The sequence below is a fragment of the Aquimarina addita genome (assembly GCF_039539305.1).
Lineage (GTDB): Bacteria > Bacteroidota > Bacteroidia > Flavobacteriales > Flavobacteriaceae > Aquimarina > Aquimarina addita.
In genome coordinates this window covers 355,178-380,710 of record NZ_BAABCW010000002.1, presented here as the reverse complement: position 1 = coordinate 380,710, position 25,533 = coordinate 355,178, and the positions used below count along the sequence as shown (strand labels likewise).

Genomic DNA, 25,533 nt, shown 5'->3' with positions numbered 1-25,533 from the left:
ATATGAAAATACGGATCACTTTCACCATACTTACACTATGCTTTTTACACAACCTAATCGCACAGAAAAAAGTGTTTGAATTAGTTGATGGTTTTTCTCATAGATTTTCCTCTAAAAAAGAATCCTACTCGTTATCCAATCAAGTTACTAATGATTTGGTACTTTTGTTTCAAGAAGGGAATCAAATTAAAGGCTTACATCTTGATGCTGCATATAAAGAAGTATCTAAATTTAATACTGAATCATTATCTTCTAAATATAAAAATCTTTTAGGCTATAATGTTGAGAACTCTGTATATTCGATTTTTTTCAGCAATACAAATAGATCTAAATTCGGTGTTTTAGAATTTGACTTTTCAAAAAAGTCATCTACGATAAAAATTCTAAAGGATTTCAAGCTAAAAGGTGAGGTTTTCCTGGAAGCTGTCAATTATAAGAATAAAATGTTTTTGCTTACGGTAACAAAAAAAACTTCAAATCTTAATCTTTATAGCTTTGATAAAGATTATAATGTGGAAAAGAAAACAGTTTCTTTAGCAAAAATAAAACATCCAAAATCAAAGAACATTTATCGGCAATTGCAGCCAGCAGCTGATCCACTTAATAGTGATTTTAATCTTTTCGAGGAATCAGAAATTAGTCTAAAGAAAATTGAACCTCAAAATCCTAATGTTATTGAAACTACTTCTGAAGTTAATAAACTATATCTGATAGATAATCAATTGATATTTAGTTTTGATAAAGATGATAAGAAAACGACAGTAGCTTTTATCAATTTGGAAACCTTTGAAACAAATTTAACCTCTTTTGATAAGCCAGCAAGTCGTGAGGAAGGGTATAAGAAAAGTAATTCCTATATTTTTGAGAATAAAATTTTTCAAGTAGCCAGCTCTAATCAAAAAATGAAGTTTACCATAACAGATATTTCCACACATGAAATCATTAAACAATATGCTATTACAAAAGAAGATTCTATTACTTTTAAAAACTCACCAATTATTCAAGAAGGTGGAGGAATGTTTCCTGCTTTAACTGAAAACCGAATCCGTGAAATGGAAAAAACAGCAAAATATCTTAGAAAGATATCCTCTTCAAATTTAGGAATTTCAGTATATAAAGTAAATAATGAATACAATATTATTCTGGGAGGAACTAAAGAAATTAATAATGTTTCAGTAGATGCCGGAGGAGGTGGTTTTGCACCAGGATTTGGAGGAGGTATAACTATAACAACAGGAAACGCTGGCTCACAAATGGTCTCTGTAGGTTTCAATCCTACATACTATGCTTATAATGGCTATAGTTCAACTAAATCTACCTATATAAATTGCTTATTTGACGAAAATTTTGAACATCTTGAAGGAGATGTTCAAAGAAATGTATATGATAACATAAATGATTTTGAGGACACTCTAGGAAAAAGGATAAAGGTTGTCAATGTTTTTATCCATTATAATAATATTCATTATGGTTTTTTTGATGCGGATGCAAAAGCATATAAGATTTATACATTTCAAGATTGAAATTTCATGTTAAAAATCGCATATCACCCCATCTATAAACATTCATTACCAGAAGGGCATCGGTTTCCGATGATCAAATATGACCTATTACCCCATCAATTACTTTATGAAGGGACGTGTACAGAAGCAAATTTATTTACTCCGGAAATTCCATCTCCTGAGCCGATATTAGACGTTCATACCTCCCAATATTATCAAGAGCTGACTACACTAAGGCTATCTCCAAAAGAAGTCCGAAAAATAGGTTTTCCTCTATCAGAAGAACTTGTGAAACGAGAGGTTATGATCGCGGATGGTACCATTAAAGCCGCTAACTATGCAATTCAATATGGAATTGCAATGAATATTGCTGGCGGCACTCATCATGCCTATACAGATCACGGAGAAGCATTTTGTTTATTAAATGATCAGGCAATTGCAGCTAGGCACCTACTTAAGCAAGGGTTAGCAAAAAAAGTAATGATTGTAGATCTTGATGTTCATCAAGGAAATGGAACTGCAGAGATTTTTGCTCATGATGATCAAGTCTTTACTTTCTCTATGCACGGAGCCAGCAATTACCCTTTTAAAAAAGAACAATCTGACCTGGATATTCCACTTCCTAAAGACACCAATGATCAGGATTATCTTAAAATATTAAAAGACACATTACCTTCTCTCATCGATAAGGAAAAACCCGATTTCATATTTTATCTTTCAGGAGTTGATATTCTAGATAGTGACAAACTAGGAACCTTAGGGTGTACGATTGGTGGTTGTAAGGAAAGAGATCGTTTTGTATTACAAACTTGTAAAGATTTAGAAATACCTGTCATGTGTTCTATGGGCGGCGGATACTCTCCAGATATCAAAACTATTATCGAAGCGCATTCGAACACTTTTAGAGCTGCTCAACATATTTATTTTTAAAAATCTATTTTCTGAATTAAAATCGATGTATTATTTTTGTGATCCTCACCCTAATTACTAAAACGACTTGATATACTCGAACTATTTTGCTCATAAATAAAAATAGTATCTTAGTTTTCTAATTTCTAATATATGCAAAAAGATTGTCCGGAATGTGGAGGAAAAATCATAGGTAGAGCTGATAAAAAATTCTGTAGCGATTATTGTAGAAATGCATATAACAATAAGATCAATAAAAATGATAAAAATCTAGTACGGAATATTAATAACCGTCTGCGAAAAAACTATAGAATTCTGGAGGAATTGAATCCTAAAGAAAAAACAAAAACTACAAAAACAAAATTGATAGCTAAAGGGTTTGATTTTAATTTTTTTACCAGTATTTATACTACAAAGGTGGGAACCGTCTATTACTTTGTTTATAATCAAGGGTATCTTCCTCTAGAAAATGAATACTATGCATTAGTCAAAAGAAGTAGCTAATACAAGTTGATAGTTGAGATTTATGTACAATAGAAAAATTATACAAAAAAATTTAGATATAAGTTCATAAAGTATTTTACAAGAAATTGGAAAGAATTCGATCTAACTTACGGATCGATATTCTTCCAAAACCTTATTTATAACCACATTATCGGTTTTACTACAAATGATTCTGAGGTTTACCAATCAAAACTAGTCTTGTATTATACATCTCTCCAATTTTGACTATTCATTTTTAGCGCAGCCTTCATAACGTCTTTCTGACTAATTTGCCCTACAAGTTTACCCTCTTCCAGAATAGGAAATCTTCTACGTTTACTCTCTAAAAATTTATTGGCCGCATCAAAAATACTGGCATTACCGTCTATGGTATCCACATCCTTAACCATAAACCTTTCTACATTCGCATCATTAATTGGCATGTTATAATACCGACTCTCATTTAATTGCTTAATACAATCTCCCTCAGAAATGATTCCTAGTAGTTCATTACGTTCGTTTACTACAGGCCCTCCAGAAATCTTATTCTTTACTAAAGTCTCCATGACTTCCATAACAGACTGGTTTGGTGTAAACGTGATTAACTTTCTGGACATGTAATCTGAAACCTTAATTAATGTGCCATCCTGCTTTTTACTCTTAGGACGAGCACCTTGAAAACTTATTATTCCCATAACAATAGTGATTTAGTGAATCTTAAATATAGTCATTTTCTTATACTTTCCTAGTACTTATCAAACTGGTTTTTATTTAGATAGCATTTATTCTGTATCTTTTAACTTTTAAAAAATGAGAAATGATAAGTGATTATTAGATGTTTTTTAATGCACTAATAAGAAATCATTTGTGCATTAAATTAGCAAAACTTGATTGTTTCTGGTAAATTAGACCTACATATTTTTGTATGTATACAACGTATAGTAACCACATCTGATGAAAAATAAACTTTCGGTTCCTACATTTATATTCATTCTGGGTTTTATCTGGTATACATTTTATAGCAGTATGCCTCAACAAATTTCTGGATCAGATACTCCTACTCAGGAGTTTTCTACCATACGTGCTCTGGAACATGTTAAAAAAATTGCTACAGCACCGCATTATATAGGTAGTTACGCTCATGAAGATACCAAAAACTACATTATAGATCAACTTAAAAAAATCGGATTATCTCCAGAAATTCAGGAAGGATTTGCAGTAAGTGACCGAGGAAGTATGAGTAAACCTCAAAACATTATTGCTAAAATTAAAGGAACTACTAAGGGTAAAGCTTTACTGCTACTATCTCACTACGATAGTAGTCCCCACTCTTCTTATGGTGCCAGTGACGCTGGCAGTGGTGTAGCTACAATTCTGGAAGGTGTGCGCGCTTTTCTTGCACAAAATAAAACTCCAAAAAATGATATTATTATTTGTATTACAGATGGAGAGGAATTAGGTCTCAATGGTGCTGGTTTATTTGTTTCAGAACATCCCTGGGCAAAAGATATAGGACTTGTTCTTAATTTTGAAGCCAGAGGTAGCGGAGGCACATCCTATATGCTTATGGAGACTAATAGTAAGAATGGAAAACTTATTGAAGAATTTTCCAGGGCTAACCCAACGTATCCAGTCACTAACTCTTTAGCATATAGTATCTATAAATTACTCCCTAATGATACTGATTTAACCGTTTTTAGAAAACAAGGAAATATATCCGGATATAACTTTGCGTTTATAGATGATTTTTTTGATTATCATTCGGCAAACGATACCTGGGACAATCTGGATTTAAATACATTACAACACCAAGGCAGTTATTTGATGCCCTTACTTAATTATTTTTCTAATTCTGACATTACCAATCTCACATCAAAAGAAGACTTTATCTACTTTAATTCACCTGTATTTAATATTATAAAATATCCTTTCAGTTGGATATTTCCTTTACTTGTGATGGCAATTTTATTATATATAGGTCTGATTATATATGGTGGAGCTACATATCGTATTACTTTTGCAGCTGTTAAGCGCGGGTTTTTCAGTTGTAGTCTTTCCTATATTATTGCTAGTATATTGGGGTTTTGCTTATGGAAAATTATCTTTTTTATATTTCCTCACTATAATGATATTTTACACGGCTTTCCTTATAATGGATACTATTATATTGCGGCTACAGTTTTCTTATCCGTAGCCACTTTTTTTATTATATATCGTAAAATGGATGCCGAAAAACAACTGCCTGCAATCATGATCGCTCCTTTGTTATTTTGGATAGTTATTTGTGGTGCTGCCGCTTTTTTTCTACCAGGAGCCAGTTATTTTATTATTCCTGTATTTTTTAGCCTTCTTAGTTTATTCGTGTTGATCCGCCAGAAAAAACCATATTCATTACTGATGGTACTCTTATCTCTTCCATCAATATATATACTTACACCTTTTATTACTAATTTTCCTGTAGCCTTAGGAATTAGAGCTATATTTCTATCTTCATTATTGACTGTATTACTATGTTCATTTCTATTACCAGTGTTAGGTTTCTACAAGCATAAAAAAATATTGGGGATTACAGCTTTTATTTTGGCATTCCTTTGTTTATTAATCGCTCATTTTAAAGCTGGCTTTAATGATGAGAGACAAAAACCCAATAGTCTAGTATATATAATGAATAATGATGAAAACAAAGCATATTGGGCTTCTTATGACTACACATTAGATCACTGGTCTAGAAACTATATAAACCCCACGGCTAATCTAAGAGAAAGTTGGGGTCAGAATGCACTCGAAAGTGCATACAGCAATCTGTTTCAATATATAAATGAAGCCCCCGTAAAACAATTTACCTCTGTTACTGTTGAAACTACCTTTGACAGTATTCAAGGAAACATCAGACACCTTGATATCTGTATCCGTCCACAACGTGCAATTAACCGGATGGATTTATTTCTGCAAAAATCATTTAATTTTGAAACCCTTCGGGCAAATGGAGTTACCCCTACAGATAAAATGCATACGGATGGAAAGATTTACAATGTATTTACAAAAAGACACGATAACCGCTTACTAACGTATCACATCAGAAATAAGGAACCACTGGAACTAAACATGCAATTTCATAAAGATTCAGTTCCTGAACTGGTAATTTATGAATCCTCCTATGATTTGCTTACACATGATTTATTTTCCATTCCAGAGCGCAGTCCCGCTATGATTCCAAAACCATTTTTTATAAATGATGCTATTATGACTAAAAAAACAATACGACTGGTTTATCAGGAGAAAAAGACCGATTCAACTACAATGACTTTAGTAACACCGCCAGAAACGACTACTACAGCCAATGAATAAACAAATAAGCATACTTGGTACCGGATGGTTAGGATTACCATTGGCACAAGCATTCATAGATCAAAATTATACGGTAAAAGGCTCAACCACATCTATATCAAAATTAGATAGTCTACAAAAGGAAGGGATATCTCCTTTTCTAGTTTCATTAACCGAATCAGCAACAAAAGGGAGTATTAATGCATTTTTAGAAGAATCAGAAATTCTGATTATAAATGTACCTCCTGGACTCCGAAGAAACCCGGATAGTAATTTTGTAGCCAAAATTCAAAACCTGATACCTCATATTGAAAACTCATCTATTAAGAACGTGCTTTTTATAAGTTCTACCTCAGTGTACGCAGATCGTCTGGATTATCCTGTAATTACCACAGAAAGCCTTCCTGATGCATCTCATAATGCAGGAAAACAATTAATAGCTGCAGAGCTACTTTTACAGAATACTATTAGTTTTAAAACAACGGTTCTTCGTTTTGCAGGATTATTTGATGAGCGCAGACATCCTGCCACTATGTTATCTAAAAGAAAAGGTATTAAAAACCCATTAGCTCCTGTGAATTTGATTCATCGAGAAGATTGTATCCATATTATCAATAGAATCATAACAACTAATAGTTGGAATCATATTTTTAATGCGTCCTCACCTAATCACCCAGCAAAAGCAGCATATTATGGTGCCGTTTGTAAAAAAATGGAGTTACCTATCCCTGATTATGATTATGATACAATTTCTAAGGGTAAAATTATAGATGCCAGTACAATGGAGAAAGTTTTAGAATATAAGTTTATAAAAGATTTGATTTCTAGATAATTCTAATAAACAACCGTGCACGTTAAAACTAATTACCCAACCACTTCTCTGAAATGGAATATTGATAATTTAATCATTCCAATCTCTCATAATTTTTTTTAAAATTTTCATAAAAAAACTCCAAACCTTTTCAGATTTGGAGTTTCTATAATATTCTATAGAAATAAATTATCCTTTTAGACTAGCGGATAAGTATTCGCGATTCATACGTGCAATATTTTCTAAAGAAATTCCTTTAGGGCATTCGATCTCACAAGCACCTGTATTCGTACAGTTACCAAAACCTTCCTCATCCATCTGATTCACCATGGCTAAAACACGATCAGTAGCTTCTACTTGTCCTTGTGGTAATAGTGCATACTGCGAAACTTTTGCAGATGTAAATAACATTGCAGATGCATTTTTACAGGCAGCAACGCAAGCACCACAACCAATACAAGTAGCGGCAGCAAAAGCGTCATCAGCGTCTTCTTTATTAACCGGAATCGCATTAGCGTCAATCGTATTACCCGATGTATTTACAGAAATGTATCCTCCTGCGTGCTGAATTCTATCAAAAGCACTTCTGTCTACCATTAAATCCTTTACTACAGGGAATGCTTTTGCTCTAAATGGCTCTATAAAAATGGTATCACCATCATTAAACTTACGCATATGCAATTGACAGGTAGTAACTAAACGATCTGGTCCGTGAGGCTCTCCATTAATTTGTAATGAACAAGAACCGCAAATACCTTCTCTACAGTCATGATCAAAAACAACCGGCTCCTCTCCTTTATTAATTAATTCTTCATTCAACACGTCTAACATTTCTAAAAAAGACATGTCTCCTTCGATACCCTTTACTGGGTAATCTACTATCTTCCCTTGTGACTTAGCATCACTTTGACGCCATATTTTTAATGTAAGATTCATATATCTTAGTTTTTGGTTGTCAGTTGTTGGTTGCTAGTTAGGAATATCCGTAAGCTAACAACGATCAACCATCAACTATTTATAACTACGTGTTTTCAATTCAATATTATCATAAACTAACTCCTCCTTATGAAGTACTGCATCCTTTGGCTCTCCTTTATACTCCCAGGCAGCTACATACTTATAATTCTCATCATCCCTCAATGCTTCTCCTTTCTGTTCACCATCTAACTCTACAGATTCTTCTCTAAAGTGACCTCCACAAGATTCGTTACGATTTAATGCATCTTTAGCAAATAACTCTCCTAACTCTAAGAAATCAGCTACTCTACCTGCCTTTTCTAACTCTTGATTTAGCCCATTTGCGGTTCCAGGAACTTTTACGCTCTTCCAGAAATCAGCTCTCAATGCTGAAATCTCATCGATTGCCTCTTGTAATTCTTTCGCATTACGTGACATCCCACATTTATTCCACATGATTTTACCTAATTTTTTGTGGTAATAATCAACAGAATGTTCTCCAGATCCACTCATTAATTTTTTAATGCGATCATTTACGTCTTTTTCTGCTTGCTCAAATTCTGGAGTATCTGTAGGTATTTTTCCTGTTCTGATATCATCAGACAAATAATCTCCTATTGTATATGGCAATACAAAATACCCATCTGCCAATCCTTGCATCAATGCTGAAGCTCCTAATCTATTTGCTCCGTGATCCGAGAAATTCGCCTCTCCTACAGCATAACATCCAGGGATGGTGGTTTGTAAATTGTAATCGACCCAGATACCTCCCATTGTGTAATGCACAGCAGGATAAATCATCATAGGTGTTTTATATGGGTTCTCATCCACAATCTTTTCGTACATCTGGAATAAGTTACCATACTTATCTTCGATAACTTTTTCTCCTAATTCTAATATTTGCGCAGCAGAAGGATCATGAATTCCAGAAGTCAATGCTTTTTCTTTACCATATCGTTGAATTGCTGCTGCAAAATCAAGATACACTGCTTCACCTGTTTTATTTACTCCAAAACCAGCATCACAGCATTCTTTCGCTGCTCGGGATGCAACATCACGTGGCACCAGATTACCAAATGCCGGATAACGACGTTCTAAATAATAATCTCTTTCTTCTTCTGCTAATTGTGTTGGTTTTAATTTACCCGCACGTATTGCTTCTGCATCTTCAAGTCGCTTTGGCACCCAGATACGACCATCATTACGCAAAGATTCTGACATTAAAGTCAGCTTAGACTGATGATCTCCGGATACTGGAATACACGTAGGATGAATCTGTGTGTAACAAGGATTCGCAAAGAAAGCACCTCTTCTGTGTGCTCTCCAAGAAGCCATCACATTACTTCCCATTGCATTGGTACTTAAGAAAAATACATTTCCATAACCACCCGTGGCTAATACTACTGCATGAGCAGCGTGACGCTCAATTTCTCCAGTTACCATATCTCGGGCGATAATCCCTCTTGCTTTACCATCTACCTTCACTAAATCCAGCATTTCGTGACGGTTAAAAGCTTGTATCTTCCCTCTATTAATTTGACGATTCATTGCCGAATACGCTCCTAACAATAATTGTTGTCCTGTTTGCCCTTTAGCATAAAAAGTTCTGGAAACTAATACCCCACCAAAGGAACGGTTATCTAATAACCCACCGTATTCTCTGGCAAAAGGTACTCCCTGAGCAACACATTGATCAATAATATTACTGGAAACTTCTGCTAATCTATACACATTTGCTTCTCGGGAGCGATAATCCCCCCCTTTTACAGTATCATAAAAAAGACGGTAATTAGAATCCCCATCTCCTTGATAATTCTTTGCTGCATTAATTCCCCCTTGTGCCGCAATAGAATGCGCACGACGTGGAGAATCCTGATAACAAAATGTTTTTACGTTATATCCAAGTTCTGCCAAAGTTGCGGCAGCACTTCCTCCTGCTAATCCAGTACCAACGACAATAATATCTATATTACGTTTATTCGCCGGATTTACCAGATTAATTTTATTCTTATAATTTGTCCACTTATCAGCCAGTGGACCTTCGGGTATTTTAGAGTCTAAAATTGACATAATAAAGTGGTTTTAGTGACTATGTTTAGATAAATGTAATACAATAGAAATAATGATAAATCCTAATGGAATCACAATAGCAAATGCTTTTGCAAATTTAGTTGCAGCTACAGAAAATTTATTATTAAAACCAACTGACTGAAACGAAGATGCGAATCCATGCCATAAATGCAAGGCAAGAAATACAAAAGAAATAATGTATAAACCTGTTCTCACCGGGCTTATAAATTTATCTTGTAATTCATGATAATAACGAGTAGGATCTTCTGGATGTGCTTCTACATACTTATGTACCAATTCCGGAACCCAAAAATCGTAAAAGTGTAATCCTAAAAATGCTAAAATCACTAATCCCGATAGAATCATATTTCTAGACATCCAGGAAGCATTAGCGCCTCCATTATACTTAGCATACTTTACAGCTCTAGCATTTCTGTTCTTAATTTCTAAAATGAATCCCATCACAAAATGAAAAACTACTCCAAAAATTAGTACCGGTTGCAATGCAAATTGAACGATCGGATTTGTACCCATAAAATGAGATAACTCATTAAATAGATCAGGGCTAAAAATCGAAGTAAAATTAATACTGAAGTGTTGTAACAAGAAGAATACTAAGAAAAGTCCCGAAAGTGCCATCGCTACCTTTCTGGCTATTGAAGATTTTATCAATCCACTCATTATTTAAATCATTTAAAATTTTGAGCAACAAAAATAAGCTTCAAACTTGTTTTTAACAAGACTTTACTATCTTATTACAGTATTTATAATGAATTAAAATAGAATTCTGAATTTGTTTAATAATGATTGCGAAATCGTTTGCAAAATGAGACAAACTTTAAACAAAAAATAATCACACCAGTAAGTATCCGTTAGTTTTGGTTTAATACCAGCCTAAAGAAGAAAAGATTTTAATCTGCTAAAAGCAATCTAATAGTTCCAAAAGTTTAAAACTACTTCAAAGCAGAATCGATAACAATTATATTGATTAAGAATTGAATCTCTTAACTAAAAATCAAAACGTAACTGTATAATTTCTATTACTTCTTTCTCTTTTTTTGTTCCTGTATTTAGGTTAGATAATGATATTCCTAATAACCGTACGGAGTTTTTCATTTTTTCCTGATACAATAATTCCTTAGCCGTTTCTAATAATATAGAGGCGTCATGTACATAGTAGGGTAATGTTTTACTACGGGTTTGTACAGAGAAATCGCTGTACTTAATCTTTAGAGTTATAGTTTTTCCCGCTGCTTTACTTTTTTTTAAACGTTTTTGTAATTCTTCTGCAATACTTTCTAATCGCTCTAACATATATATTTCTGAAGCAATATTTTCACTAAAGGTTCGCTCTGCTGCAAGAGATTTCCGCACACGATTAGGTTTTACAGGACTATTATGAATTCCTCTTACGATGTTATAATAATATCCACCTGATTTTCCGAAATGCTGTATCAAATAGTCTTCAGATTTTGTTTTGAGATCTTTTCCTGTATATATGCCTAATCCATACATTTTTGCCTTTGTCACTTTTCCTACACCATAAAACTTTTTGACATCCAGATTTTCTAAAAATTCAATGACTTTTTCTGGATTTACCGTTTTTTGTCCATTGGGCTTATTATAATCACTAGCGACTTTAGCTACAAACTTATTGATAGATATTCCCGCAGACGCAGTTAACCCTACCTCATCATAAATTCGTTGCCGAATCTCTTGGGCGATTAAGGATGCACTCGGATTACCTTTTTTATTTTCAGTAACGTCCAGATATGCTTCATCTAATGATAAAGGTTCTACCAAATCGGTATACTCAAAAAATATACTACGAATCCGAGCCGAGATCTCTTTATATCGATCAAAACGAGTCTTTGCAAAAATAAGATCTGGACATAATTTTTTGGCCAGAACCCCACTCATAGCCGATCTTACTCCAAAAACACGTGCTTCATAACTAGCAGCGCTCACCACTCCTCTTTTCTCACTGCCTCCTACTGCAATTGGTTTTCCCCGTAAATCAGGATTGTCTAATTGCTCTACAGAAGCATAAAATGCATCCATGTCTACATGTATAATTTTTCTATTAGAAGATATGGTATTCACTTTACAAAAATAATAGATTTTTAAGCGTATTACATTTTCAATCTGATACATTTTTTGATTAAAAAAATGCACTATTTAAACAGAAATTTATAAAAATAGGAGTCTAACAACCATAAAAGTTATCAAATTTCACTGAATACCGTGAAAAAAAGAAGCAGAACATTATCTACTTTTATCGACATTCTATAAATCTAATCATTATGAAAAACAATAGTTTATGTGTGCTATTGGTGCTCCTAACCATCTTTAGTACAAATGCTCAAGAAAAACCAACAGCAGAAAATACAGGGCCAAAAGGTAATTTAACAGAGTACACTGGCGAGACAAATATTACAACTGAGGGAACGGTTCTTGAAAATTTTATTATTAACGGTAGCATCAATGTTAGAGCTAATAATGTTACTATAAAAAACTGTTTGATTATTACAGATGGTACCTATGGTATACGTGCAACCTACGATTTTGAATCTCTATTGATAGAGGATTGTGAAATCAGAGGTATGCAAAGTGCCGGTATAATAGGTGATAATTTTATAGCTAGACGCTGTAATATATGGGATAGTGGGGCTGATGCATTAAAACCATTCAACAATTTCATAATTGAAGATTGTTATATTCATGACCTAGGCTACATAGAAACGTCTCATGCAGATGGTTTACAAATGGTTGGTGGTAGTAATGGAATTATAAGAAGAAATAATTTTGATATGCCTCATGATAATCCTACCTATAAAAATAGCCAGTGTATTATTATGTTAACCAATATCGCTCCAATTGATAATATTTTATTAGAAGAGAACTGGATCAATGGAGGAGGTTTTAGCGTACATGTAAGAGATAAAAATACCGGTTTTGGAATTCCTACTAATGTATCTTTAATCAACAATTTTTTTGGCAGAAATCATGAATTTGGAACTCATTTCTTAGATGAAGGAGTAGTGTTTTCTTGCAACAGATGGGAAGACACCAATGAGTTAATTGGTGAGTGTAATAGTCTTTCTGTAGAAGATTTTAGCGTAGCTTCGATAGCTATGTACCCTAATCCTGCATCAGAACAATTCACCATTGATCTTCATGAGGCACAAAAAGGTGTACTAAACATTTATACAGTGACCGGAAAAAAAGTGGCCAGCACTAATACCGAGGGTCAGTCTATTATTAATTTTACGGCCGAATCATTTGTTGCAGGTATGTATCTGGTAGTATTTAAAGGAGAAAAGATTCAACTCCAATCAAAAATGATGATTACAAAATAAAATTAAATACTGTCAATCAATGAATTAAAGTGTATAAAACTATGGGTATTTATCAATTCGTGTTAAGGCAGCATTAGAATTAAAATCGTTTTTCAAATAAATTAAACCAATCCCGACACTCTAAATATGTTTTTACATTAGATATGTCGGGATATTTGTATTCTTACTTTATATCATTTGTCAATTGAATTTACTGGAATAAAATAATCTTTTTTCCACCTCAGCTTCAGAATAAAAATAAACCGTAGTGCTGCTATAACTGATTTTTTATTATTCGCTGAGATAAAAAATCTAACTCTTCTTTTCCGATTAATTCAAAAAACAACTGGTATTGTTACTTTTTTTTTAGTGAACAAGTTACATCAAATGCAGTTAATATCCTACTTTTATACCTTTACAAAAACGATGTAATAATGTCTAAAATCGCAATTATACTTGGAGCAACAGGATTAACAGGAGAAATTCTTTTACAGCGATTACTAAATGATGATCGCTATAGTAAAATCAAACTTTTTTCTAGAAATAGTGTTGCTAATTCTCACCCAAAAATCGAAGAATATCTTATCGACTTGCTAAAATTAGAAAAGTATTCAGCTTGTTTTACCGGAGACGAAGTATTTTGCTGTATCGGCACTACTGCCTCTAAAACACCCGATAAGAAATTATATAGAGAAATAGATTATGGAATTCCCGTTGCAGCAGCACATCTTTGTTTACAAAATAACATTAAAACTATTGTAATCATTTCTGCTTTAGGCGCCAATGCAAAGAGCAATATATCTTATAATAAAATAAAAGGTGAAATGGAGGATACCATACTATCCTTAGCGATTGACAAAACACATTTTTTACAACCTTCTTTAATTGGTGGAACGCGCTCAGAAAAAAGAATGGGTGAATATCTCTTTAAACAATTCATGAAAATTGTGAATCCATTATTAGTAGCTTCTCTTAAAAAGTATCGTTCTATACATCCTGATACCATAGTGTATGCAATGATTTGGATAGCAAATAACAAATACTATAATGAAAAAGTTATATCTGATGAAATAAAAGAAATTGCGAGGAATAGTTAATGTAATCAACTGATTTAAAATAAAAACAGGATATTCTTTATACCTAAAATTAATAGTAAAACAAATAAAAACTCATGATCGAAATAGAACGTAAATTCTTATTAACATCAGAAGCTTTTAAACAAGTTGCTGAAAACAGCACTCATATTATTCAGGGATACCTTAATGCTGATCCCAATCGCACAGTAAGAGTTCGTATAACAGACAAGAAGGGTTTTTTAACCATTAAAGGAAAGAGTAATGAGACCGGTATCTCTCGTTTTGAATGGGAGAAAGAAATCGATTTTTCTGAAGCCAAAGAACTCATCAAACTCTGCGAAAAAGAAGTAATCGAAAAAATTCGTTATGAAATTACTTCTGGGACTCATATTATCGAAGTTGATGAATTCTTTGGAAATAATGAAGGGTTATTATTGGCTGAGATAGAACTGAATGATGAAAATGAATCTTTTTTAAAACCTGATTGGATAGGAAAAGAGGTCACGGGCGACCCTCGTTATTACAACTCATTTATTAGCAAAAATCCCTATACATTATGGTAAAAACACAGTATTTATAGTGTTTTAGTCTAATTTAACAACACATTAAATGTATTAACAAAAAGATAACATATCTGCAGTGTAAGTGCCTCAAAAAAGTGTCGTCTAACAGCACTTACTTTAAAAAAAAAGATATGTTACACACAAAAAAATCTTCACTCTTAACGGCATTACTTTTATGTCCACTCCTCACAATCTTTGGGCAGGTTCCCGTAGATGGATTCTATGCTAAGAAAAATACCTTAACCGTGGCTACTGGTTATCACTACAAAAATTATGATCAATTTTATATGGGGTCTACGTTATCAGAAGGGAATCCAGCAGGTCTTGGTGAGATTTCATCTTCCATCGTTTCTTTGTATGCTAAATATGCAATACTAGATGGATTATCAGCTACCGTTACCTTGCCGTATATTAGTGTCAAAAGTGACGATGGAGTACTGGATCCGGTACAGCAGGTAGATCAAGTAGATGGTCTTCAGGATTTGGGGCTTTTTATAAAAGCAAGAATTCTGGAAAAAAATTATGAAAACACTTCTGGGGTAACCCTGGGTGGTGCACTGGGAATCACATTACCAATAGGCGATTATGAAGGTGCTGGTGTGCTATCTCTTGGTAATCAAGCTACAACTTATAACGGAACTGCCATTTTTCATTACACCACCAGTTTTAAAATTTTTACAGAATTACAAGCAGGATATAGCATAAGAAATAGTAGTGATTTTGATATTCCTAATGCAGTTTTGTACAGTGCAAAAATTGGATACCTACATAAAAATTTCTATTTTCATACGGCTGTTGATGTCCAGAACTCTGCATCTGGACTAGATATAGGAACTCCCGAATTTACAGAAGCCGGTGCTGCAACTATATTACCAGAAACAGATGTAGACTTTACTAACCTCTCTTTTACATTATACGCCCCTGTTTATAAAAATAATTTTGGTGTTTCTCTTACCTATGGATTTACCATAGACGGAAGAAATTACAGTAAGGAATCAGGTATTGGAATTGGATTGGTATATAACAGCAACTAGCCATATCCTACTAAGTAATTTTTATTTAAATTAATTACAGACCTGTTAATCCTTGCGCTTAACGGGTCTTTTTTATGCTGTACTTTTTATGGGTTTTTCTAAAAATACGTAAAGTGACACCTAACTATTATTCTAATAAACAACTTATTACATCAAACCCTATATGGAAATTATATACGATAAAGAATTTTACTAAATAAATTAAAGTAATATTGTAGTATTCTATAATAAATTAAGCACATTTGACTTATGCAACAAAGTTCAAATTACATTCTCAACCTTTCTCCAAAAAAATTAACAATTTACTTAATTTTAGCACCTCTCCTTCTATTTTTAATTTACACTATAGCGACCCTTGGAATTCAAAGGTTTTCAGAAGATCATTTGACACAACAAGCAATTCTCGATATAGTTTTGGGTATGGGTTTACTATGTTTAGCTGTATTTTTTATTTTATTATTATGTTGGTCTTGGAGTACTGTTACCTCTGTATCAAAAAAAGATTTAGGTTTATCCCTTCGATGGTTTCGTATAGCCATAGCACTATTCGTTATCTACCTGTTGTACAGTGTTTGTTTTTCCTATATGAAAAATGTCCCTATGATTTATCAAGATATATTTTATCCATTAAATGAGTTTATAGCCTTTGGTGGTCTACTCATTGCTTACCCTACAATATGTCATTATATAGCAAGAGCAGCTATTGTAAAACGAAATAACCAACCATCTTCTTTTTTAAATGCATTACCATTTACATTAGTTCTATTTTTTGGAGCGGTGCTAGCAATTCCATTTTTACACACCTATTTTAGCACAAAATCTTCAACAATTGCCCAAATATTGGTTATCTATGCAATTGCATTTAGTGTATTTATACTCCTTTTTATAGTGGGACTAGTAGCTTCTATAGCTGGATTAGTTTAATCTAAAATAGTAATAGTACGCTTTAGCTCATTCCCTTTTTCATCTAATACAGTGATTATATGAGTCCCGGAAATGGGTTTAATAGGCATTTCGTGAAACTTTTTTGTAGTGCCAATAAACGTATCATCAATGTACCAAAACACAGAAGTTTCAGGATGTGTATGTGCAATTTTTAGAATAACTTCATTGGTTTCTCCATTAAATCCTTTAGGCAAATGAACCCTTCCGTTAGTTTTAGGAAAAATAAAGCCCATACTGCTCTGAGCTGCATTGGAACAATCAGAGCGAAATGGTGGTAGTGATTTATAAGTCGCATCTTTGTTTTTATAATAATAAGACTGTAATGGTGGTAAAACAAACCAAGGTTGATTGATAATATCAGCTACGGACTCGCATGAGGAGTTAACTTGATATTTCTTTTCTGCATCCAGATGTACCAATCTATGAAATGGGCATGGTTTTGAATAATCCGCAAGTACTGTGACATACTCCTTTTTAGAATTACAAATTGAGCTGGCCAGATACCCACTATCTTCACAAACATCTACTCCTATGAGATCACTAATAGGTGTAGGAAACCAATTAGAATTAGGGACCAAATTAAATACATCAAATAAAACAGGTGCTGCAGCATTGAGACCTGTCAGTTTTGGTCTCCCTTCTCCATCTGCATTTCCTATCCACACCCCAACTACATAATCTTTACTAGTACCTATTGCCCAGGCATCACGATTTCCAAAACTAGTACCCGTTTTCCATGCAATTTCTCTTGAAGAATCGTAATACTCCCAGGACTCCTGACCCTCAGGACGATTGACAGTTTTCAGAGCTTCAAAAGTAAGCCAAACACTTCCAGCACTATATATTGGTTTCTGGGTCGTTTTTTTTCCGAAATTCACCTTTTTATTAGTTAACATAATGGGCTCTGCAAACTCGTTTGTATAATAGTGCCCTGGATCTTTTTCATAATGATTAAGAATCCCTGTCAAACCAGCATACGTTTTACATAAATCCCACAGATTACTTTCTGCTCCTCCCAAAATCAATGATAATCCATAATGCTCTGAACTATATTTTAAATCCTTAATTTTAAATGCATTTAATTCATCACGAAAACGTGCCAGACCATATTGCTGTAATAATCGTACTGCTGGTATATTGAGAGATCTTGCTAATGCCTGATTTGCAGGGACTACACCGCTATATTGTTCATCAAAGTTTTTAGGTTTATATCCTGCAATTGTAGTAGGTATATCAGACACCAACTGCGCAGGCAACAATTCTCCTTTGTCCATCATGCTAGCATACAATAATGGTTTTAGTGTACTTCCTGTGCTTCTTGCCGCCTGTACAATATCTACATCCTTTTGATGTGATACATCTGTTGGAGTATTGCCTACATAACTTACTACTTCTCTGGTTTTGATATCTAAAACCAATACCGCCATATTATGAACTTCATTCTGTTTTAAGATTGTGTAGTGTTTTTTTACAATCTGATTTACCTGTTTCTGTAATATAAGATCAATAGTAGATTGTAAACGTTGACCATTATATTTATTAGCCAACCTATCTACCATATGAGGAGAAGTTTGTGGCAATTGATAAGGCTTCTGAGGCAATCGTTCACTAATAGACAGCTCATAAGTTAATGAATCTATTGTCTGTTCTTCCAGAAGTGTTTTAAGCAATCTATTCCGTTTTTCTAACAATCGTGTTTGATTTTTACCCGGATAAATCAGAGAAGGTGCATTAGGCAGCACAGCAAGGGTTGCACTTTCTGCCCAGGATAATTGATATGCTGGGACTCCATAATATCTCCATGCTGCCATATCAATACCTACTACATTTCCTCCAAAAGGTGCATGAGAAGCATATAGTTTTAGGATATCATCTTTAGAAGTTCCTAGCTCCAATCGTGTTGCTAATAGCAGTTCTTTTAACTTTTCCCAATAGGTACGTTTCTTTCCCTTTCGAGATAATCGTATTACCTGTTGTGTAATCGTGCTCCCTCCCTGAACCGTTTTACCAGCACTGATATTTTTTCGTATTGCTTGAGCAATTGCTACGGGATTAAATCCGGGATGCCAATAAAATTGTTGATCCTCAAAAGCAATAATACTCTGTTTAAATTTTTCTGGAACACTATCAGTTGCCGGAAATCTCCATTGCCCATCCACTGCAATTTTAGCACCTAATAATTCTCCTCTTCTTGTTTCTACCACCGTCGCAGTAGGATCATTGAAAAGCGGTTTTGGTAATGAAAAATAATACCAAGTTAACAATAACCCTATAATAACAAGAAGTTTAGGATACTTTTTGATCCAATTGATGATCCTACTTAAGAATCTGTTTTTTATAAAAATGTTATTTGCTATTACACTCATAAATGAGAGACTTCTAGAGTTCTGTAGTGCTAATATGAATTAAAAAGTGACAAAAGATTTATTTTTTCTTCCCTGATAGATAAAATCCGCCAGGGAAGAATCAATTAAAACTTATTCCTTAAAACAGCTTTCTGCTACTTAACGATCTCTACCCATTTCCCTTTGGTTCGCACTGCGTACTCATTATCATACATGGCTTCACATTGTACTCCTGGCAAATAATATCTTCCTAAGTAAGAAGAGTTGAGTAAGATAGTTACTGTTTTACTTTCTTTTGGCTTTAAATCAAAATAAAAATTCACCCGATCATCACGAATATCCGAGTAAGTGACATTATTAGCTTTAAAATCTCCAAAATCAGTAAATCTGGTGTTTACTATTTCCCACCCTGATGGGAAAATCTCTGTCAGGGCAATATCCTTTAAAGAATTACTGGTAGTATTAGTGATCGTTACTTCTGCTACAAAATCTGTTCCTTGAGTTAATTTGGAAACATCTATTATTTTTCCTGTTTTATTTTTATAATCTACAATTGCTCTAAAATTACTTTGGAACACTTTCTCCTCGCCAACCGGTAAAATTCCACTAGTAGCCAATTGCACAAAGATGGTATTATCTTTAGTATTCTTAAGCATCAGCTTATTCTCTTTATTGATGACTAATGCACCAGAAGTTGCTAATGTTTTATCTGATGTTATTTTGGCTGTTTTCCCATTGAGTATGTAGGTAACTGCTACTCCTTTTCCACCTACATATGCGGCATATTTAGCCATAGATTGTAACGCATAAGAGGTCGTTTGAGTACTCATCCACTCTTTTGATGACAACTGACCAGCAAGTACTACAGCTACTTTTTGTGCTTTAAATTTATCCTCTAATAGTACTAATGTTTCTAAAGCCATTGCTCTGTTACGATTTATAGAGCCATAGGTGTAGAGATTATTATTTTTGGGTTGAAAATCAATAGTAGCACTATTCAATACTTGTTTTGCCGCGTTTTTCTGTCCAATCAGTCCATAAGTAGCCGCCAACCTCAACTTTGCATCATTAGAGATCCCTGATGTTTCTCTTAATCGGTTCATAGACGACAAGTCAGGACTATCTGCTAATGCCAGTGTATATAAACGATATGCCTGCGCCAGATCATCTCCTCCACTTCTCCATTGCTTGGACTGCTGTTGTTGATATGTAACCCAATTACTTTTGAAACCAATCGGTAAGGTATAGCCCATTTTAGCTGCCTCTAATAAAAAATGACCAGCATAACTGGTTCCCCAATCATTAGTGTCACTATTGCCTGGCCAATAAGAAAGACCACCGCTAGGGCGTATAAAACGTTTCAATCTGGTAATCGCAGCTTCTACGTGTTGTTGAATCTTTTGCTTTTCTGCAGATGAAAGATTGAAGACAGTACCTAAGTATAACTGAGGGAATGCAGCAGAAGTAGTTTGTTCTACACATCCATGAGGATATTGAATCAAACTCTGTAGTCTACTTTCAAAATTCATAGCTGGTAACGATGATAATTCTATTGTAGAGGTATTGCTTCCATTAATACCAAAAGCAGCAAAATCTATTTCTTTTTCACTATTAGGTTCTAAAATAACAGAAGTTACAGCGGTTGTCATTGGGTTAGGATTGGTAATATCAATTGGCACCTCATAAGATGCTTTTTCTCCATGACCACTTGCAACTACTTCTATGATTGTAATCGTAGTTCCAGGTAATATTTCAATATCAAAATACACCATTTTTTCATCAGGTGAAGGAAATACCACTTTTTTAGTAGCTTCTCCAATTACTGTAAATCCTGCTTGTGGTTTTATTGTTACATTTACATTCTTAACCTTTTCCTCCATAGCAAAAACTGTCACTGGGATGGTTACTTTTTCACCAGGAGTAATTTTACGCGGGATGGATGTCAATACCATCAATGGTTTACGAACAGGTGTTGTTTTAGCAGCACTACCATAGGCTTCATTATCTATATCAGACGCTACAACCATTGTACGTACAGAACCAATATATTTAGGCATTTTTATCTGATGTGCTTTTGTTTCTCCCTTTTTTAATTCAAAAGGTCCCAAATACACAACCATTGGTTTAAAACGATTCGCTTTTTTAGACTTACTTGCTCCGGCTTCGTCATCTCCTCCAATACTAAATACCTGATTTATACTTCCGCCATAGGCACCAATCACATCATCATACATATCCCAGGTTCTCACTCCTAGTGCTTCTCTGGCATAAAAAGTATTCCAAGGATTTGGTGTTTTAAAACGAGTGAGATCCAGCAATCCATCATCTACTATTGCGACTGAATATGTCATTGGTTTACCAGCTGTTTCGCTAACTTTGAGCGTCATGGTTTCTTCTGGTCGTAATACATCAGGCATATCAATTTTTGGCAGCACCCTTGTCGCAGGGTTTTCTACGGAGATAGGAACCACACCATACAATCGAATTGGCAAATCATTAGCTGTAGACCCATGAGGTTGTAATAAGGTTACATGGATATAGACGTTTGGTGTATAGGTTTCTTCTATTGGCAGTTCAAATCTTGTTTCTCCTTTTTCTGCTACCACCCATTGCGAATGTAATACTTCTGTACCATTCTCTACCGTTATCAATGCTCTACCAGCTTCACTGGACGGAAACGTTACTGCCGCTTTTTCTCCAACAGTATAATTTCTTTTATCTGTAGAAAACAGTAGCATGGTAGCGGCAGAAGAATCACCTTCTTGTGCTCTGCCAGCCCATCCCGGCCAATCAATATAAACAGCTTTTCCTGTAGCGTGTCCTCCTTTAGGATCTACAACCCTGATGAGATAGCGACCCCAATCAGGATATGCAAGCTCAAATTTAAAAGTAGCTTGTCCCTTACTATTAGTCGTTACTTTTGTGGAGAATACCTGATCACGATAAGAGTCTCCATTATAGGAAGATAAATTATCTTCTGAGGTGTCCCACCACCATCTCCAATTTACCTTATAAATTGTAACTTCTAAATCTTTGACAGATTTTGGTTTCCCTTTCTCGTCTAAAGATGCTACTTCAAAAGTATGCGCTACATCTGTTAACAACATACCGCGTGCTTTATCTCCTTTAGGCACTTTTAACCCAATATAGGTTTCGTATGGAGAAAAATCTTTAGAAATCACATCGGTGCTAAAATCCCCTCCGTTTTCATATACTTTTGTAATAAAAGAGGCGCGCAGCATTCCTGCTGCTTGATTATCAAGGCTAGGTTTAAAATTAAATGTTGCTTTTCCTTCTGATGAAATGGTGCCATCATATACTTGCTGCTCGTCTACACCAAATTTTCTCGATGGATCATCAAATACGTAATCAGAAAAGGTTTTAAAACTGGTACGTTTTGGATTAAAACGAACATTGACATCGGCTTTTAAGTTTCTGGCAACAGCACCGTGCAGCCACAATACCTCCATTTCTCCCTGTATGTTCTTATTAGCGTTTAACACCTCATCACCAAAGGTAGTTTTGATTTTGAGTCGGTTTGGTTTAATTGTTTCTATTTTAATTTCTTTATGAAAACTCACTCCACCTACATGTACACTCGCCTGATAATTTCCTGTAGGCGCATCATCTGTGGTACTTACTGTAAAATTGTAGAAATTATTAACTCCCTTCCTCTTTATTTTCTGATACGTTACTCTACCGTACGGATCTCGTAACTCAAATTTTACAGGATGGTTAGACGGTAATTTATTCGCATTATCATTCAACATAAAGGATAAAAACAAGGTGTCGCCTGGTCTCCAAACACCTCTTTCGCCATAAAGGTATCCTTTGATTCCTTTCTGTAGTTTTACTCCCGATACGTCAAACTTACTTACGGATAATACGTTGCCATCATTTAACTTGATATAGGTTTGCTGTTTTCCAGATTTTACGATAGCAAAATACACAGAAGCGTCTGCATCAAACATAGTCATTCCTCGAGCATCTGTGGTGGCTCTACCTACCTCCTGTTGTTGGAAATTATAAAAAATAACGGTCGCGTTTGCTACTGAATTTGTGGTTATAATATCACTAACTGCTATTGCATATGAATTATTCAATCCTTTTTTGACTACAATCCCCAAGTTAGAAGCTAAAATATTTGCTGCTACTTTTTTATTATAAAAATAGGAGTTTGTACATGGATTATCACTTTGCTCCCAATCATAGTAATAACTTTCATCTTCACCATAACTATCCCAGGAACTACTTTCTATCTCTTCTTCACCATCAAAATTTTCTTCTATTTCCCGGATTGGGGAATCATCCGTTTGCCCCTCGCATTTGTACAACGAAAATGCTTTATTATAACTTATCTCTACTCTATAAATAGCACCCGGATCCGGAGAAATCAATGTAGTAAGATCAATAGCAAATGCATTCCACTTACTAAGATTTAAAGATCCGTTTTCTGTAAGGTCCATTACTTTTTTAGCAATTGGTCTAGCTACATTTCTAAGACTATTGGATCCTTCTAACTCGTTATTTTGTAAAAATTGAAGAACATTATTTTCATATATCTTTAATACTCTAATTTCAACAGCTCTTAAGTTAATAGCTTCAAAATTGAATTTCAAATTTTTTGAAGTTGGTAAAATAACACCACTCTTAAGTAATCGAACCTCTGGTTTAGGCTGCTGAAAAGAAATACTATTAGTATATGTGTTTTTAAGTCTAAAATTATCTATACTTCTGATTCCCTGAAAAACAGTTATATCCTGAGAGCCAGTAAGTTCGTTTGGAGGATACACTTTAAGAACGTTTCCATCTATAGAATATTTCAAGTTTTCTACTCCTTTTATAGTCACTAATCCATCAAAATTTTGGTTTTTCTCTATTGGATCAGAAAAGTTAATTTCTAAATACTGACTACCTGAGTTTGCTACGGATAAACCAATAATTGCAAAATTATTTTTGCCTGGTATTTGTAACATATATTCTCCTTCAGAATCGATATCAAAATCATCTCCCGACCATTCAATTTCTACCTCAGAATCTTCTTCAAATCGTTGTATGCTATCAATTCTAAAAATAAACTGACGACTTCTGGCAATGGATTGCCCAAACTTTATTGATACATTTTTCCCCTTTTGTGTCGCTGTTATTAATTGTTTCGCTACCTCATAATCCAATTGATCACTAGTGGTTAAGGTTCCATCTACATATTGCCAGTCCTTGCTATATGCTTGCATGTTTTCTGTAATTACAGAAAACTGTTGCTTAAGTGTTTGTACACTAAATGTAAATGTATGATCCAGTTCATCTGGTAGCTCATCTACTAATCCTTTTAGATTTAGGGTAAATTTATATTCGGTATCCTGATCAAAAGCATCTTCCGGCTGAAAAGAGATTGTTTGATTATTAACGGCTATTACTTTTCCTTTAATACTAGGAGAAACAGAAAACACATCCGGAGCTAATTCCTGATTGTCACTCCAACCTCCTACCGGAGTTTGCAGCACTACATATACATTATCATATACAGAAATCATTCCTGCTGAGACATCCGAAATATAGTCCTGATATTTCTGCATTTCTAAGGCATTTGCAGCCGCTATAGCAGCAGGATCTTTCTTGTTACAAGAAAAAATAAATAGTATGCAGATTATAGCATACAGAAGACGTGTTAATCGCATGTTACTTTTTTTTGGTTACATTATAAATGTACTACATTTTTTACAGGTAGTAACTTGTCAAAAATAATGAATGTACTATCTTATATAAAAGCAATATATATATTCGCAGAGGATTGACTAAAAAGTGATCAATAATTGTTTATTTATGTTTTGCTTTCTCTTTTGTAGATCTTTCTTAAAATACTATTATCACTTATAACTCTTACCTACTGATCAAATAGACCTATACCTTCGTAACCGCTTTCTTCCATTTTGTAATAAATGCAGAAAACAACTTTGCCTTCTCCTATAGAATAGATAGCTATTAGTGATTACTTTCCAGATATATTTAAAGAATCATTTATACTAATATATTGTTAATTTCTAATTACCAATGTAACATTTTTATTTGCCAAAACATTAATCATAGAATCCACTATTTAACAACATAAATCAAGAAATAAAAATTATCAAATCAATCACTCAAGACAAATAGAATGGTACCCTTTCGAGGAA

General features: G+C 34.1%; 17 protein-coding genes. 10 read left to right on the top strand and 7 right to left on the bottom strand.

Annotated elements, in window-relative coordinates:
* The first annotated feature begins 2 nt into the window (after positions 1 to 2).
* The 3 genes from ABD816_RS04350 (at position 3) to ABD816_RS04340 (ending at position 2,915) form a co-directional block, all read left to right on the top strand.
* A complete protein-coding gene (locus ABD816_RS04350; RefSeq protein ID WP_344925071.1) occupies positions 3 to 1,523 on the top strand; it encodes a hypothetical protein in 1,521 nt (506 codons plus the stop codon).
* A 6-nt stretch (positions 1,524 to 1,529) separates the two neighbouring features.
* On the top strand, positions 1,530 to 2,432 hold the full coding sequence (locus ABD816_RS04345) for a histone deacetylase family protein (RefSeq protein ID WP_344925070.1): 903 nt from the start codon (positions 1,530 to 1,532) through the stop codon (positions 2,430 to 2,432).
* 132 nt (positions 2,433 to 2,564) lie between these two features.
* The gene (locus ABD816_RS04340; RefSeq protein ID WP_344925069.1) at positions 2,565 to 2,915 is read left to right on the top strand and encodes a hypothetical protein; all 351 of its coding nucleotides are present in this window, start codon (positions 2,565 to 2,567) and stop codon (positions 2,913 to 2,915) included.
* Between the two features lie 203 nt (positions 2,916 to 3,118).
* On the opposite strand, the gene ABD816_RS04335 is transcribed toward ABD816_RS04340, so the two are convergent.
* Positions 3,119 to 3,589, bottom strand: a complete 471-nt coding sequence (locus ABD816_RS04335; RefSeq protein WP_344925067.1) for a CBS domain-containing protein — start codon at positions 3,587 to 3,589, stop codon at positions 3,119 to 3,121.
* A 259-nt stretch (positions 3,590 to 3,848) separates the two neighbouring features.
* On the opposite strand from ABD816_RS04335, the gene ABD816_RS04330 reads away from it, so the two are divergent.
* Positions 3,849 to 6,242 carry a M28 family peptidase gene (locus tag ABD816_RS04330; RefSeq protein WP_344925065.1) on the top strand — a complete coding sequence of 798 codons (2,394 nt, stop codon included), beginning with the start codon at positions 3,849 to 3,851 and terminating at the stop codon, positions 6,240 to 6,242.
* On the top strand, positions 6,235 to 7,053 hold the full coding sequence (locus tag ABD816_RS04325; protein ID WP_344925063.1) for a Rossmann-fold NAD(P)-binding domain-containing protein: 819 nt from the start codon (positions 6,235 to 6,237) through the stop codon (positions 7,051 to 7,053). The genes ABD816_RS04330 and ABD816_RS04325 overlap by 8 nt, the downstream gene beginning before the upstream one ends.
* Positions 7,054 to 7,221: 168 nt before the next feature.
* On the opposite strand, the gene ABD816_RS04320 is transcribed toward ABD816_RS04325, so the two are convergent.
* The 4 genes from ABD816_RS04320 to dinB form a co-directional block, all read right to left on the bottom strand.
* Positions 7,222 to 7,968: a succinate dehydrogenase/fumarate reductase iron-sulfur subunit gene (locus tag ABD816_RS04320; protein ID WP_344925062.1), complete on the bottom strand. Its 747-nt coding sequence runs from the start codon at positions 7,966 to 7,968 to the stop codon at positions 7,222 to 7,224.
* 75 nt (positions 7,969 to 8,043) lie between these two features.
* Positions 8,044 to 10,059 (bottom strand): fumarate reductase/succinate dehydrogenase flavoprotein subunit, encoded by a 2,016-nt coding sequence (locus ABD816_RS04315; RefSeq protein WP_344925060.1) that lies wholly within the window; start codon positions 10,057 to 10,059, stop codon positions 8,044 to 8,046.
* 12 nt (positions 10,060 to 10,071) lie between these two features.
* Positions 10,072 to 10,740: a succinate dehydrogenase cytochrome b subunit gene (locus ABD816_RS04310; RefSeq protein WP_344925058.1), complete on the bottom strand. Its 669-nt coding sequence runs from the start codon at positions 10,738 to 10,740 to the stop codon at positions 10,072 to 10,074.
* A gap of 327 nt (positions 10,741 to 11,067) precedes the next feature.
* Positions 11,068 to 12,153, bottom strand: coding sequence for a DNA polymerase IV (dinB, locus tag ABD816_RS04305; RefSeq protein WP_425549107.1), 1,086 nt, complete (start codon positions 12,151 to 12,153; stop codon positions 11,068 to 11,070).
* A 209-nt stretch (positions 12,154 to 12,362) separates the two neighbouring features.
* On the opposite strand from dinB, the gene ABD816_RS04300 reads away from it, so the two are divergent.
* From ABD816_RS04300 to ABD816_RS04280, 5 genes are all read left to right on the top strand, one after another.
* A complete protein-coding gene (locus ABD816_RS04300) occupies positions 12,363 to 13,418 on the top strand; it encodes a T9SS type A sorting domain-containing protein (protein ID WP_344925056.1) in 1,056 nt (351 codons plus the stop codon).
* A gap of 413 nt (positions 13,419 to 13,831) precedes the next feature.
* Positions 13,832 to 14,494: a Rossmann-fold NAD(P)-binding domain-containing protein gene (locus ABD816_RS04295; protein WP_344925055.1), complete on the top strand. Its 663-nt coding sequence runs from the start codon at positions 13,832 to 13,834 to the stop codon at positions 14,492 to 14,494.
* Positions 14,495 to 14,568: 74 nt separating this feature from the next.
* Positions 14,569 to 15,036: a CYTH domain-containing protein gene (locus tag ABD816_RS04290; RefSeq protein WP_344925054.1), complete on the top strand. Its 468-nt coding sequence runs from the start codon at positions 14,569 to 14,571 to the stop codon at positions 15,034 to 15,036.
* 131 nt (positions 15,037 to 15,167) lie between these two features.
* Positions 15,168 to 16,070 carry a transporter gene (locus ABD816_RS04285; protein ID WP_344925052.1) on the top strand — a complete coding sequence of 301 codons (903 nt, stop codon included), beginning with the start codon at positions 15,168 to 15,170 and terminating at the stop codon, positions 16,068 to 16,070.
* 600 nt (positions 16,071 to 16,670) lie between these two features.
* A complete protein-coding gene (locus ABD816_RS04280) occupies positions 16,671 to 16,994 on the top strand; it encodes a hypothetical protein (RefSeq protein WP_344925049.1) in 324 nt (107 codons plus the stop codon).
* Here the strand turns inward: ABD816_RS04280 and pbpC are convergent.
* Both pbpC and ABD816_RS04270 read right to left on the bottom strand, forming a co-directional pair.
* The gene (gene pbpC / locus ABD816_RS04275) at positions 16,991 to 19,381 is read right to left on the bottom strand and encodes a penicillin-binding protein 1C (protein ID WP_344925048.1); all 2,391 of its coding nucleotides are present in this window, start codon (positions 19,379 to 19,381) and stop codon (positions 16,991 to 16,993) included. The genes ABD816_RS04280 and pbpC overlap by 4 nt on opposite strands.
* A gap of 134 nt (positions 19,382 to 19,515) precedes the next feature.
* Positions 19,516 to 25,038, bottom strand: a complete 5,523-nt coding sequence (locus tag ABD816_RS04270) for an alpha-2-macroglobulin family protein (protein ID WP_344925046.1) — start codon at positions 25,036 to 25,038, stop codon at positions 19,516 to 19,518.
* Between the last annotated feature and the right edge of the window lie 495 nt (positions 25,039 to 25,533).

Coding starts and splice junctions, on each gene's coding strand:
- ABD816_RS04350 (WP_344925071.1), top strand. CDS start 3: ATGAAAATACGGATCACTTTCACCATACTTACACTATGCTTTTTACAC.
- ABD816_RS04345 (WP_344925070.1), top strand. CDS start 1,530: ATGTTAAAAATCGCATATCACCCCATCTATAAACATTCATTACCAGAA.
- ABD816_RS04340 (WP_344925069.1), top strand. CDS start 2,565: ATGCAAAAAGATTGTCCGGAATGTGGAGGAAAAATCATAGGTAGAGCT.
- ABD816_RS04335 (WP_344925067.1), bottom strand. CDS start 3,589: ATGGGAATAATAAGTTTTCAAGGTGCTCGTCCTAAGAGTAAAAAGCAG.
- ABD816_RS04330 (WP_344925065.1), top strand. CDS start 3,849: ATGAAAAATAAACTTTCGGTTCCTACATTTATATTCATTCTGGGTTTT.
- ABD816_RS04325 (WP_344925063.1), top strand. CDS start 6,235: ATGAATAAACAAATAAGCATACTTGGTACCGGATGGTTAGGATTACCA.
- ABD816_RS04320 (WP_344925062.1), bottom strand. CDS start 7,968: ATGAATCTTACATTAAAAATATGGCGTCAAAGTGATGCTAAGTCACAA.
- ABD816_RS04315 (WP_344925060.1), bottom strand. CDS start 10,059: ATGTCAATTTTAGACTCTAAAATACCCGAAGGTCCACTGGCTGATAAG.
- ABD816_RS04310 (WP_344925058.1), bottom strand. CDS start 10,740: ATGAGTGGATTGATAAAATCTTCAATAGCCAGAAAGGTAGCGATGGCA.
- ABD816_RS04300 (WP_344925056.1), top strand. CDS start 12,363: ATGAAAAACAATAGTTTATGTGTGCTATTGGTGCTCCTAACCATCTTT.
- ABD816_RS04295 (WP_344925055.1), top strand. CDS start 13,832: ATGTCTAAAATCGCAATTATACTTGGAGCAACAGGATTAACAGGAGAA.
- ABD816_RS04290 (WP_344925054.1), top strand. CDS start 14,569: ATGATCGAAATAGAACGTAAATTCTTATTAACATCAGAAGCTTTTAAA.
- ABD816_RS04285 (WP_344925052.1), top strand. CDS start 15,168: ATGTTACACACAAAAAAATCTTCACTCTTAACGGCATTACTTTTATGT.
- ABD816_RS04280 (WP_344925049.1), top strand. CDS start 16,671: ATGATTTATCAAGATATATTTTATCCATTAAATGAGTTTATAGCCTTT.
- pbpC (WP_344925048.1), bottom strand. CDS start 19,381: ATGAGTGTAATAGCAAATAACATTTTTATAAAAAACAGATTCTTAAGT.
- ABD816_RS04270 (WP_344925046.1), bottom strand. CDS start 25,038: ATGCGATTAACACGTCTTCTGTATGCTATAATCTGCATACTATTTATT.